Origin of the sequence: Acinetobacter sp. YH12095, assembly GCF_013419245.1 — a bacterium.
In the GTDB taxonomy this organism is placed as follows: Bacteria; Pseudomonadota; Gammaproteobacteria; order Pseudomonadales; family Moraxellaceae; genus Acinetobacter; species Acinetobacter towneri.
The window spans coordinates 58739-71212 of record NZ_VPAL01000013.1; the positions used below are offsets into that span (position 1 = coordinate 58739).

A 12474-nucleotide genomic window follows, 5' to 3' on the forward strand; every position below is an offset into this window, starting at 1 on the left:
ATGCCATGTTCGTGCGCTTGTTTTATACCTTGCGACGTTACGGTGTACCTGTCACCACACGTGAATTGATTGACTTAAATCAGGCGGTGGCATCGGGTCTGGTTTTTGCAGATCAAGATGAATTCTATCAACTTGTTAAAACCGTCATGGTCAAAGATGAGCGTTTTTTTGACAAGTTTGACCGTGCCATGAAAGATTATTTTGATGGCATTTCCACTTTTGATTTAGATGATTTACTGCAGCAAGTTCATCAATTGCCTAAAGACTGGTTCGACTTAGAACTATTAGAAAAACATCTCACGCCAGAACAACGCGAAGAGCTGAAAAAAGCAGGTTCTTTAGAAGAATTGATGAAAATGCTGGAAGAGCGTTTACGCGAGCAGCATAAAAAGCATCAGGGTGGCAACCGTATGATTGGTACGGGCGGTACATCACCGTTTGGTGCTTTTGGTGATCATCCTGAAGGTGTACGCATTGGTGGGCCTGGACGTAAGCGTTCAGCTGTTAAAGTCTGGGAGCAGCGTCAGTATCGAAATTTAGACGATGAACAGATTTTAGGTACACGACAAATGCAATTGGCACTGCGTCGTTTGCGTAAATTTGCCCGTCAAGGTGCAGCTGAAGAATTGGATATTGATGGCACTATCCGAGAAACTGCCAAACAGGGCATTTTAGATGTGCAATTGGTGCCAGAACGTCGTAATCGCGTCAAAGTGTTGATGTTGTTTGATGTGGGTGGCTCGATGGATGCACACATCGCCCAATGTGAAAAACTGTTTAGTGCGGCCAAAACTGAGTTTAAAACCCTCGAATATTTTTATTTCCACAACTGTTTATACGACTATGTTTGGAAAGATAATTTACGCCGTAGCAGTACCCGTATGAATACGTGGGATTTGTTGAATACCTATGGACGCGACTATCGGGTAATTGTGGTCGGTGATGCGAGTATGGCACCTTATGAGCTGAATTCGATTGGTGGTTCGGTAGAATATATGAATGATGAGGCAGGGCAAGTTTGGTTACAACGTCTGCGTCAGCATTTTGAAAAAACCGCATGGCTGAATCCTGAACAGGAAGGCTATTGGCATTACACACATACCATTGGTTTAATTAAACAAATTTTTGAACATCATATGTATCCAATGACTTTAAAAGGCATTGAAGATATGACTAAATATTTGGCGCGTTAATCGTCATTTTCGTCAATATCACTCAACTTTTGAGTGATTGTTAGGCGAAGACTAAGTAAGTGCAGACACGATAGGCAACGTGAATTTCAATCTGAGGGGATCGATATGGATCATCAAATCAATGGCATCGCATTACCGAATGAAGACGGTTTTTTCGGGCAATATGGCGGGCAGTTTATTCCACCACATTTAAATGAAGCCATGGATGAAATTAACGTTGCTTATGAGGAAATTCGTAAAACGGCAGAATTTCAGAATGAATTAAAAGATTTGTTTGCTCACTATGTTGGCCGTCCAAGTCCTTTATTCCATGCCAAGCGTTTATCTGAACAGTTAGGTGGTGCGCAAATTTATTTAAAGCGTGAAGATTTAAACCATACTGGTGCACATAAAATTAACCACTGTTTAGGCGAGGCATTACTAGCCAAATATATGGGTAAAACCAAAGTCATTGCAGAAACTGGTGCGGGACAGCACGGGGTAGCCTTGGCGACGGCATGTGCGCTAGTGGGAATTCCGTGTGAAATTCACATGGGACAGGTGGATATTGAAAAAGAACACCCGAATGTGGTGAAAATGAAAATTCTAGGTGCCAACCTGATTTCAGTGACCCGCGGTACAGCCACTTTAAAAGATGCAGTGGACAGCGCTTTTGAAGAATATTTAAAAGACCCAAAAAACTTTATTTATGCGATTGGTTCTGTGGTTGGGCCACACCCATTTCCAAAAATGGTGCGTGATTTCCAATCTATTATAGGTGATGAAATTAAAATGCAAAGCCAAGAACGCTTTGGAGTAAATCCAGATTATATCGTGGCATGTGTGGGCGGTGGTTCAAACGCAGTGGGTGCATTTACCGCATTCTTAAATGATGCAGAAGTGAAACTTGTGGGTGTTGAGCCTGCAGGGCATGGTTTAGATACAGATCAACACTCTGCAACCCTAACTTTGGGTAAACCAGGCCAGCTTCACGGTATGGCGTGTTATGTACTTGAAGATGAACATGGTGAGCCATTGCCAGTGCACTCTATTGCCTCTGGTTTGGATTATCCAGGTGTGGGGCCGCAACATAGCTTCTTAAAAGACATTGGTCGCGTGGAGTATTCAACGGCAACTGACCAAGAATGTTTAGATGCCTTTATGACGTTGTCACGTGTAGAGGGTATTGTACCTGCTTTGGAAAGCTCACATGCGGTGGCGTGGGCATTACGTGAAGCACCAAAAATGGCAAAAAACGTGAAAATTGTGGTTAATCTTTCAGGTCGTGGTGATAAAGATTCAGACTATGTAGCAGAAAAATTAGGTTTGAATTAATTCTACTGAATATGAAAAACCGCCTAAATGTGTAAGTTTAGGCGGTTTTTTTATCTTTACTTTATATTTGGCAGGTTTTATAAAACAGTGTCTTAGCTTGCAATATATTGTTGTAACTGCTCGATCAGTTTGCGCTGATCATCCATAGTCGCTTTCACCAAGTCACCAATCGACACTAAACCTACCAACTGCTCACCTTCAAGTACAGGTAAGTGACGTAAATGATGGTCAGTAATTAAGTTTAAGCATTCTTTCACACTGGTGTTTTTGGTCACGGTCAGTACTTTAGCAGTCATAATTTCACTAACCGTTGTGCTTTTAGAAGTTCGTTCCATCAAAATAACTTTACGGGTGTAATCACGCTCAGACAGAATACCAACCACATGATTGTTTTGATCGGTAACCACCAACGCACCAATGCCTTTTTCAGCCATTAAACTAATTGCTTCTAAAACCGTTGCTTCTGGGCGAATTGTGTAAATTTCGTGATGTGCTTTATCTTGTAAAACGTGAATTACCTTGGTCATATTCTGTGTCCTGATTGTTGTTTATTGTTTGACTTTTAAAGTAACGTGAAATGTTAAAATTGCAAATACTTTAGCGTCACGATTGTTAATTTTATATCAATGCTATTCCGTTACTATTTAAGCAATATTTAACGTAGATTCATTAAAAAAGAAATGTTTCATTTGTGAAGTGGTCAGTTTAATTTTTTGACTTGACGAACCATATAAGGTTGGAGTGACATTTAAACGAGTGAGCGTTGGTAATAAAGAAGTCTCGAAATCCTGCGCGGAAATTTTACGAGGAATGTATTGTGGCCAGTGCTTTGCTGCATATTTATGCGCCTGTACCGCATTTAACCAAAAAGGGAAAATATAATCATCGTGATCTGAACTCATTGCCCAACCTTGATGGAATAAACCCCAAAGTACACCGCAGTACATCATTGATTTTAATAGTGTAACTTTAAGCAGGAAATCCTTTGGTAAAGGTTGGAGTTGGTTAATCTGATTCATAATCAAGCAAGGTTGTAAAATTTGACTATATTGTAAAAAGAATTGATGAATATACCGTTTAAGCTTTGCTTAAAATCGTAAATAAATATGTATTTATGGTTTAAGTCTCTAAAAAAGGGTCAAAAAAAACGCCACCTAAGTGACGTTTTATTATGCTTGCATGGTAGCCATGTTTTGCCAGTATTGTGCTTTCAATGAATCACGTTCTACACGGAAACCTTGATAATACAGTTCTGCTAAGAACATTGCCGCTTTACCATGTCCTGCGCGTGCAGCTTCTTCGAGTTGTTTTACCGCATCTTGGAAGTTCATTTGTGAATGAATCGTGTTCACTGCATTTGCATAAACATGCTCTAAGTCATGGTGAGAGATCGTTTGAATCATATAAAACTCCTTATTGTAATTATGATTACTTATTTAAGCCTACCTTTTAGGCTTCATATCAATTTAACACTATATTGTTAAACTAATATTACAATTTGATTGAATTGTCAAATAATTATCGGGGTTGATTAGCATATTTCAAGTTTACATGATTAAACATTGAACAAGTTTAATTTTGATTAAACTAAAGCTCTAAGCATGATAAAAAAGGAGAATAACATGACAAGATCCGTAGACGGATGTGCTTTTGATGTACCTCCATTGACTTCTCAAATTATTGAGCTGGCACATCATCACCGTAAAAAACTAGATGAGGCAATTTTCCGTCGAGATGTTCATTTAGGTGAATACTGCTTGGCGCAACGTAAACGTGTGGCTGATTTTGCTAAGACTTTAGAGCGAAGCGATCGTATAGAATTTTACCGTAATTATGATGGTGAATTACTCCGTATCGCAGATGAAGACGAACTGCATCCTGCCGAAGCAGAGGGCGGTGTCAGTATATTTGCTATTTTCTTGGTGCTTGCAGTCATTGCATTGATTTTATACTTTGCCGTAATTCGTGGCACCATTGGCTAAAGCTGAATGCTTTGTAGAATTTGTAGAAAAAGGCTCAATTTTTACCGTGACGATACAGTAAAAATTGAGCTGTTTAACTTGTACAACTCACAAGGGCATCCTACACTAAGGCGATTAGAGGTAGGTCATGCACAACGCAATTCAAAAAACGATTCAATTTATTTCTCAACTGAAACTCGAGCAAATTTATAATATTGTTGTGCTGAGTATCATTTTTATTATTTTAACTTTAGCAAGTGTTGCGCTTTATCGCCCAGTTGGGGTGCAACAATTTCAAAATGTTGAGCGTTTGTCGCAACAATCTATGTATGCCAATACCCAAGACATGGCAGTGCGTTTAATCAATCAACGTCCAATTCGTTATGTGCATTATTTAAAATTGATGCAGGCACATCAGATGGAGCAAGATCGGGCTCAACAACTTCCTGCCTTGGTGCAAGAGTAATTTTATCTATTGGCGTCGTTTTCATATTGCGCGGTGTCGGTGTTAAAGATATTGGCGCAAGTAAATTGTCCTGTAGCATTTTTTCCAATGCCGCTTTATCTAAATGTTCGCTCACAATCACCAAAGTTAAACTATCTGGGTGTAAATGTTTGCGAACAGCACGTTGTACATCTTCTGCGGTAATTTTCTCCACGCGTTCTGCATAATCACTTAAATAATTTGCAGGAAGCCGATAAAAACCGATGTGTCCAAGCTGGGCATTAATACTGGCATTACTGCTGTATTGATTCGGAAAAGCACGAATTAAACCTGCTTTGGTTTCTTTTAATTGTTCCAAATTGATGGGCTGTTGCACAAATTGAATTAAGCTTTGGTGAGCGACCTGAATACTATCGAGTAACTGATCTTGGCGCGTAGAATAGCCTAAGCTAAATAAACCCGCTGCTTGGGTAAAACGAAACGAACTGCTGACGCCGTAAGTGTAGCCACGTTTTACTCGTAATTCTTTCATCAAAATAGAATTGAAACTGCTGCCACCCAGTATTTTATTGGCAATTTCCAAAGCCAAATAATCAGGATCATCGCGTGTGGTCGCAAGTTGCGCAATACTCACATGCGCTTGTTGTGAGCGATAAGGAATATGCTGGATGTTGAACCGTGTTGCAGGTGTAGGCCGTGGCAAAGCTGTTGCTGCAGTACCTTGGACAATATGTGTGCTTATAGTGTTGGCAAGTTTTTCTGCTTCTTTTAAGGTTAATTTGCCTGTAATGGCAATATTCATATTTTGCGCGACCAGAAACTGATCTCTAAATTGTTGTAAGTGCGTTGGTTGAATTCGTTTGATACTGCCATTGGTGCCTGTAATGGGTTCTGCATAGGCATGTTGTCCGTAAATTGCGCGATATAAGCGAATATTCATTAAACGGCTTGGATTTTCTTGCAGTTGTTTTTGTCCGATTTGTGTATTGCTTTGCATCCGCTGGATATTGGAGCGCTCAAAAGTCGAGTTTTTTAGTATTTCCAACATCATTTTGACGGCAGTTTGCATTTTCTGCGGATCAGAGAGTGTTCTTAGCCGTACCACAAACATATCGCGGTACGCCGTGGCACTAAAACGTGCGCCTGTGGTTTCAAAGGCTGCGGCAATTTCTTCAGCCTTATAACTTTTAGTACCTTCATCCATCAGTTGCGCTGCCATATTGGCAACGCCAAATAAACCTTTTTCAATTTCTGCATCGCGGGCAGAACCTGCATTAAAAGTCAGTTGAATATCAACCATTGGCAAAGCAGGATTTTCGACAAATAAAGTGCGTACGTTTCGATGATTTTTTAATTCATGCACCTGTGGAGCGCGAACATCGACCAATTCATTTACGGCATTTAAACTGTGCAGCAAGCTCAAAGATTGTAAAGGCGTACTTACATCTGTTTCAGCAAAATCATGCGCTGCTGTGGTGGCAGTTTCCATCGCAAAGCCAGCAGAACATAGGCTAAAACTAGTGCTTAAAATAAGCGTGCTGAATAGATGTTTTTTCATGAAAATCACAGTTTAAGGTGTTGTGCTTTGAGGTAATAAATACAAGGTGCTAAGTCTGTCTTTGTTAAAGTAACTTTGCGCAACACGTTGCAGATCCTGGGCAGTAATCGCTTGGAAGTGTTGTGGTAAAACATCGATTAAACGGTGACTGAATCCATTGACTTCCAAATTGCCAATGGTTCGGGCTTGTCCTGCCAAATCATCCTGACTATAAATCCAATTGGCCACAAATTGAGTTACCACGCGCTCAATTTCACTTGAATTGACCAAATCCTGTTTTAGCGTATCCACTTCGTTTTGAATCGCGACCTGTGCTTCGCTTAACGTTACACCTGCTGCAGGCAATGCTGAAATACTAAACAAACTATCCCCACGTTGATACGGATCATAACTGACACTGACGGAGCTAAGTATCTTATTATTTCTGACCAAGCGCTGTTCTAAACGTGAAGTAATTCCACTGTCTAATAGTTGTTTGATGATGGTGAGCGCAAAGGCATCTTGAGGATTTTTGGCTGTTGCTAGTGAGCTGACATTCCAAGCCATATATAAATTAGGAACTTGTATAGCCGCAGACAATTCCATGTGCCGATAACCTAGTTGTTCAAACTCCAACACATCATTACGCGGTGGCGTAGGTGCTTTCGGAATATCTCCAAAATACTTTTGGACTTGCAATAATGCGGCTTGATGATCTACATCACCCACAATCACTAAAATAGCATTATTGGGGCGATACCATTTTTTGTACCACGCCTGTACATCTTGCAGCTGAATGCTTTGCAAGTTTTTCATGTGACCAATAATGGGTTGGCGATAATGGCTGGTTGGGTAGGCAATCAATTTAAAGCGTTCAAAAGCCAAAGCCCGTGGATTATCATCGGTACGTTGCCGTCGTTCTTCCATCACCACCTTAATTTCAGGCTCAAAATCTTGTTGGCGAAGCAACAAATTACTCATTCTGTCGGCTTCCAACTCTAAAGCCAGTGGGAAATAAGTTTTGGGATAGAGCTGATAATAATTGGTGTAATTGATAAAGGTCGCTGCATTGACATTGCCACCATAAATACGACTTAAACGGGTAAATTCATCATTCGGTACTTTGGCTGTACCTTTAAACATCATGTGTTCAAGTACGTGTGAAATACCCAGTGTATTTCCCGACTCATCGCTACTGCCTACTTTGTACCAAATTTGTGTCATCACCATAGGAGAACGATGGTCTTCACGAATAATGACTTTTAAACCATTGTTGAGCGTGGTTTCAAAAGTGTTATTCGCAGTTAAAACTTCTGCATGGCAAATCGAAGCCGTTAAACCCAAAAGTAACGCACAAACAGACTTCATCGAAAATTGGAACATAAGCAAGTAGAGATCAATCGTTATCGGCTTATCTTTCAGAAATTAAAGCGGAAAGGCAAGGATTGCTGTAGGTATTTTTTGTATGCGGCTATGTGGTTGGAATACGAGGTAAAAGCAATTGGTTTATGTTAGAATCCGATTTTTTAACGCAATGCTTTTCAAGGATTCGGCATGCAACAGCAATCTAATGGGCAAAATAAATTTTTGATTGATGCTGATATCGGAGATGATGATGTCACATTACCGAATTTACCAGCGGTAAATATTCCGATTGTTGAAACAACACCTCTACAACAAGCAGAAACCTCTGAACATGCTGCAGAAACATCATCAGACACGGATGCGCCTGCGAAAGGTGGTTTCTTTAGTCGCATGAAAGAAGGGTTAACCAAAACCCGTAAAAACTTTGCCGATGGCATGGTGAATATTCTGATTGGCGGTAAAGAAATTGATGATGAATTATTAGAAGAAGTCGAAGAACAACTGTTGGTTGCAGATATTGGTGTAGATGCAACGAAAACCATTATTGCCAATTTGACCGAGCGTACTGCGCGTGGCGACTTAATTTATTCACATTCTTTATATAAGGCTTTGCAAGAAGAATTAGTGGCTTTGCTTGCGCCACGGGTAAAACCTTTACATATTGATGCCAATAAAACCCCTTATGTGATTTTAGTCGTGGGTGTGAATGGTGTAGGTAAAACCACAACCATTGGCAAGTTAGCGAAACGCTTACAAGGCGAAGGTAAAAAAGTCATGTTGGCCGCAGGGGATACTTTCCGTGCTGCAGCGACAGAACAATTGCAGATTTGGGGTGAGCGTAACGATGTTGCCGTTGTTGCACAAGGTCACGGTGCAGACAGTGCTTCTGTTATTTTCGATGCGTTTGAAAGTGCGCGTGCCAAAGGCATTGATGTGTTAATTGCAGATACTGCTGGACGTTTGCATAACAAAAGCAACCTGATGCAAGAATTGACTAAAGTTAAGCGTGTGATGCAAAAAATTGATGCGACTGCACCGCATGAAGTGATGTTGGTTGTGGATGCAGGCACGGGTCAAAATGCCATTAACCAAGTTGAAATGTTTGATGAGGCTGTTGGCTTAACAGGCATCACCATCACTAAACTGGACGGCACTGCAAAAGGCGGCGTGTTATTTAACATTGCAAGCCGTAGCCATGTGCCAATTCGCTTTATTGGTGTGGGTGAAAAAATTGATGATTTACGTCCATTCTCAGCCAAAGCATTTGTTGCAGCACTGTTTGAAACTGAAAAATAAGTTTTGAATTAAGTTTTAAAGCTAAAATGTAAAATGCTGTAAGTTTCACACAAACTTCGCAAAATGCGGAGTTTGTTGTTTTTAGCGGGTTTGAGTGTTGTAAAAAGCAGCAGCTAAAAATACGAATGTGAATAAAAGCACTTTCGTCTATATAGAATAAGAAAAAATATTAGATTGATTTTGATTGATTTTTTGGGGAAGTCAAAATGACACTGTTAAATAAAATTGGTCATGTGCTTACAGCAGATATCACGAAAGACTTTAAGCTTAAGAAAAAGCCGAACTATGACGCAAATGAACTGACTTTCATCGATCAATTAAAAAAGCGCCGTAGTATTTATGCTTTAGGAAAACGCGTTCATTTTAGCCAAACTTATATGACCGAGCTGATTCAGGAAGCTGTGCGTAGCTGTCCATCGGCACATCATTCACAAAGTACGCGCGTGGTTATTTTATTTTCTGAATCACATAAAAAATTTTGGAATTTAGTACAGGAAGTACAACGTCAGTTTGTACCAGAGCAGGTTTTTCCAGGTACTAAAATGAAAATCGAACAATGTGCAGCAGCTTTTGGCACGGTATTGTTCTATGAAGATCAACAAGTGATTCGTCAATTGCAAAAGAAAATTCCATTTAATGCTGCAGAATTTCCAATTTGGTCGGAGCAAACTTCAGGCATGGCGCAATTTGCAGTGTGGACAGCATTGGCAGATTCAGGCGTGGGTGCATCTTTACAGCATTATAATCCAAACATAGACCGTGCTGTGGCAGAGCATTTTGATATTCCAGATACATGGTTGTTACGTTCACAACTCGTTTTTGGATCAATTGAAGAAGAAGTAACCGAACGGAGTCATGCACACTATCAAAATCAATTTAAAGTCTATGCTTAAATAACAGCATTTGATGAAGATTGGTCAAATCAGCTTATTATTATGTGCTACAAAGAGCGAACCGCAGCATATTTATATTGCAATAGACTGTATCTATAGAATAAAAGGTAATAGGGTCTGTTGACAATTCGTCTATGTTTGCGACTACGCATATTTTTTAGCTGATATAAGGCATGAGGCAGGAAATTTAGTCATTCTAAGTGACTGACTCATAACGCAATAGCAGCAAAAAATATGCTCGTCCTTCGCTGCGCCTTGCGCTGCAAACAAAGCAGTGCTTGTTTTTGCTCAGGCTGTGGCTAAAACTTTCTCAGATTGCGTTATGAAACTTGGCAATAGTCTCGCTATTCCCTGCGTTTCATGCCTGATCTGCTCAGTTTTAGCCTACAGCGCAAGCCATTTATGAAATGTCAACAGACCCTAAATGCAGTCACATACATTTGTCACTTTATATAACTATAATCGTTCTATACATAAAACACACTGTCGTATTTTTTGTAATGTTTATGCTGAATAAAAAGCTTAATATCGCTGTATCAATTAATTTATACAAAATTCTGCAGAGGAATTAAAAATGTCATTTTTAAATCAATTAGAAAAACGCCGTTCAATCTATGCACTTGGTAAAAATGTTTCTGTAGATCAGGCAACTATTGAAAGTACAATCAAACAAGCAGTTCGTTTAAGCCCATCTGCATTTAACTCGCAAACTTCACGTGTTGTGACTTTATACGGTGCATCGCATACACAATTTTGGAACATCGTTTTAGAAACTTTACATAAAATGGTTCCTGCAGAAGCATTTGCAAACACTGAAGCAAAAATTAATAGCTTTATTGCAGGTTTTGGTACAGCTTTATTTTTTGAAGATCAAGATGTTGTAAAAGGTCTACAAGAGCAATTCCCGCTATATGCAGACAACTTCCCAGTATGGTCAGAACATTCGACAGGGATTGCACAATTCGCAGCGTGGACAGCTTTATCTGAAATCAATGTGGGTGCATCATTACAGCACTACAATCCAATCGTAGATGAAGAAGTTGCGCAAACTTATGACATTCCTGCAAACTGGAAACTACGTGCACAATTAGTGTTTGGTTCAATTGAAGCACCTGCTGGTGAAAAAACATTTATGGATGATGCAGCACGTTTCAAAAGCTTTAACTAAGCTCTAGCAACACATACTGCACAGACAAAAAAGTAGGATGATGATTCATCCTACTTTTTTGTTTCTGGGGGTAGTGATGTGCCTTACAACTTACTTATTCATGTGCAAATGCCTAAACCCATGAATTGTCATAAAACTGTCATTTATACATTGCATAGTGCAATCAAACTTTAATAAACGATATAGAGTGAAATATGGCATTTAAATTAGGCATAGCAAGTATTGCATTGATGGCTTGTAGTTCAGCATTTTCAGCAGTAACTATTGCAGTACCTGAAGAAATTAAGTTGCTCGCTGTAAATGATCAACAAATTCGTTCAGGTTTATTCAGTTCTGCACAGCAAGTGAAAGTCAATGCGGGTGAAAATGTCATTAACTTGCGTTATCAACAATATTTTGAACATCATAATGGTGCGCACGATATTTTAAAATCAGACGTCATTACACTCAAAACCCCAATTCTTCAAGATGGCGAAAACTATCGACTCGCTTTGGTAAATCCACCTAAAGACTTCGATGCTGCAAAAGAATTCAAAGATCAACCAAGCGTTGGTTTATATAATCAAAAGAATCAGTTGCTGGTACAACAAACAGGTGCTAAAGCAAACTCAACTGGTTGGTTAGGTGGTAGTTGGCTTAATAAAACTGTAGATACCACTCAAAATAGTGCTGCGGTCAATCAGCCAGCAGCAGTTTATACCGCGGCAGCAGTGTTGCCATCTGAGAAAACCACCTCAGTAACATTGCCTACAGCAAAACAAACACAGGGCAAAGAGCAACAATTGATTCAATTGTGGCAACAAGCCACTAAAGCAGAGCGACAAAAATTCATGTCATGGCTTGCAGAACAAGCCAATTAATGTTGATTTGCAACCAGCTCCATTGAGCTGGTTGTTTTTTGTTATCGCCTTAAAAGGATTTATTTAAAAACCAATCCAGTAACGTGCGAAAAAAAGACAAATTATAAGAAAAGTGTGATAAAAATATGAAATGCGTCTAAAATTTGGGCGGATGGTGCTTTTTTTGAAAAAAAACTAAAAAATATATTGCGTCTATTCAAAAACTGTATAGAATACGCAACACACCAACGCAGTGTTGATTGAATTGGTGCTGTTATTGACGAAATAACAGGAAATCATTAAGAGATTATGAAGAACAACTTGTGTGGATTTTTGCTGATTGATCGATCGAACATATTTCATTGATTGATTGGTTTAAATTACTCGAAGTTTATTTGAGCGAAATTTAAGTCAGAAAATTGATGAGCCAGATTTGGAAGTTTAGATTAAAACTTCAAAATGA

13 protein-coding genes are annotated in these 12474 nt (G+C 39.4%); 8 read left to right on the top strand and 5 right to left on the bottom strand.

The features are described from left to right. The first annotated feature begins 5 nt into the window (after nt 1–5). Both FTU35_RS09745 and trpB read left to right on the top strand, forming a co-directional pair. Entirely contained in the window at nt 6–1193 is a 1188-nt protein-coding gene (locus FTU35_RS09745) for a VWA domain-containing protein (protein ID WP_004976609.1), read from the top strand. 105 nt (nt 1194–1298) lie between these two features. Next, nucleotides 1299–2507 carry a tryptophan synthase subunit beta gene (gene trpB, locus FTU35_RS09750; protein ID WP_180064701.1) on the top strand — a complete coding sequence of 403 codons (1209 nt, stop codon included), beginning with the start codon at nt 1299–1301 and terminating at the stop codon, nt 2505–2507. 92 nt (nt 2508–2599) lie between these two features. Here the strand turns inward: trpB and FTU35_RS09755 are convergent, their stop codons facing one another. The 3 genes from FTU35_RS09755 to FTU35_RS09765 all read right to left on the bottom strand — a co-directional run bounded on the left by FTU35_RS09755 (nt 2600) and on the right by FTU35_RS09765 (nt 3910). Next, nucleotides 2600–3034 (bottom strand): CBS domain-containing protein, encoded by a 435-nt coding sequence (locus FTU35_RS09755; RefSeq protein ID WP_180064702.1) that lies wholly within the window; start codon nt 3032–3034, stop codon nt 2600–2602. Between the two features lie 117 nt (nt 3035–3151). Continuing rightward, the gene (locus tag FTU35_RS09760; RefSeq protein ID WP_026438214.1) at nt 3152–3526 is read right to left on the bottom strand and encodes a DUF2750 domain-containing protein; all 375 of its coding nucleotides are present in this window, start codon (nt 3524–3526) and stop codon (nt 3152–3154) included. A 150-nt stretch (nt 3527–3676) separates the two neighbouring features. Next, a complete protein-coding gene (locus FTU35_RS09765) occupies nt 3677–3910 on the bottom strand; it encodes a hypothetical protein (RefSeq protein ID WP_004976599.1) in 234 nt (77 codons plus the stop codon). A gap of 219 nt (nt 3911–4129) precedes the next feature. Here FTU35_RS09765 and FTU35_RS09770 point away from each other — a divergent pair, with 219 nt between their 5' ends. Together FTU35_RS09770 and FTU35_RS09775 are read left to right on the top strand one after the other, a co-directional pair. Then, nucleotides 4130–4489, top strand: a complete 360-nt coding sequence (locus FTU35_RS09770) for a hypothetical protein (RefSeq protein WP_180064703.1) — start codon at nt 4130–4132, stop codon at nt 4487–4489. Nucleotides 4490–4616: 127 nt separating this feature from the next. Beyond that, a complete protein-coding gene (locus FTU35_RS09775; RefSeq protein ID WP_180064704.1) occupies nt 4617–4934 on the top strand; it encodes a hypothetical protein in 318 nt (105 codons plus the stop codon). Here the strand turns inward: FTU35_RS09775 and FTU35_RS09780 are convergent. Both FTU35_RS09780 and FTU35_RS09785 read right to left on the bottom strand, forming a co-directional pair. Continuing rightward, nucleotides 4831–6471 (bottom strand): pitrilysin family protein, encoded by a 1641-nt coding sequence (locus tag FTU35_RS09780; protein ID WP_180064705.1) that lies wholly within the window; start codon nt 6469–6471, stop codon nt 4831–4833. The genes FTU35_RS09775 and FTU35_RS09780 overlap by 104 nt on opposite strands. A gap of 12 nt (nt 6472–6483) precedes the next feature. Further along, nucleotides 6484–7818: a pitrilysin family protein gene (locus tag FTU35_RS09785; RefSeq protein ID WP_180064706.1), complete on the bottom strand. Its 1335-nt coding sequence runs from the start codon at nt 7816–7818 to the stop codon at nt 6484–6486. A gap of 186 nt (nt 7819–8004) precedes the next feature. On the opposite strand from FTU35_RS09785, the gene ftsY reads away from it, so the two are divergent. The 4 genes from ftsY to FTU35_RS09805 all read left to right on the top strand — a co-directional run bounded on the left by ftsY (nt 8005) and on the right by FTU35_RS09805 (nt 12032). Further along, complete coding sequence (ftsY, locus tag FTU35_RS09790) at nt 8005–9111, top strand: signal recognition particle-docking protein FtsY (protein WP_004976589.1); 1107 nt, start codon at nt 8005–8007, stop codon at nt 9109–9111. A 206-nt stretch (nt 9112–9317) separates the two neighbouring features. Further along, nucleotides 9318–10004 (top strand): nitroreductase family protein, encoded by a 687-nt coding sequence (locus tag FTU35_RS09795; protein WP_154320761.1) that lies wholly within the window; start codon nt 9318–9320, stop codon nt 10002–10004. A gap of 574 nt (nt 10005–10578) precedes the next feature. Further along, complete coding sequence (locus FTU35_RS09800) at nt 10579–11172, top strand: nitroreductase family protein (protein ID WP_004976581.1); 594 nt, start codon at nt 10579–10581, stop codon at nt 11170–11172. A gap of 194 nt (nt 11173–11366) precedes the next feature. Next, nucleotides 11367–12032, top strand: coding sequence for a DUF2057 domain-containing protein (locus tag FTU35_RS09805; RefSeq protein ID WP_096900938.1), 666 nt, complete (start codon nt 11367–11369; stop codon nt 12030–12032). Nucleotides 12033–12474 lie beyond the last annotated feature (442 nt).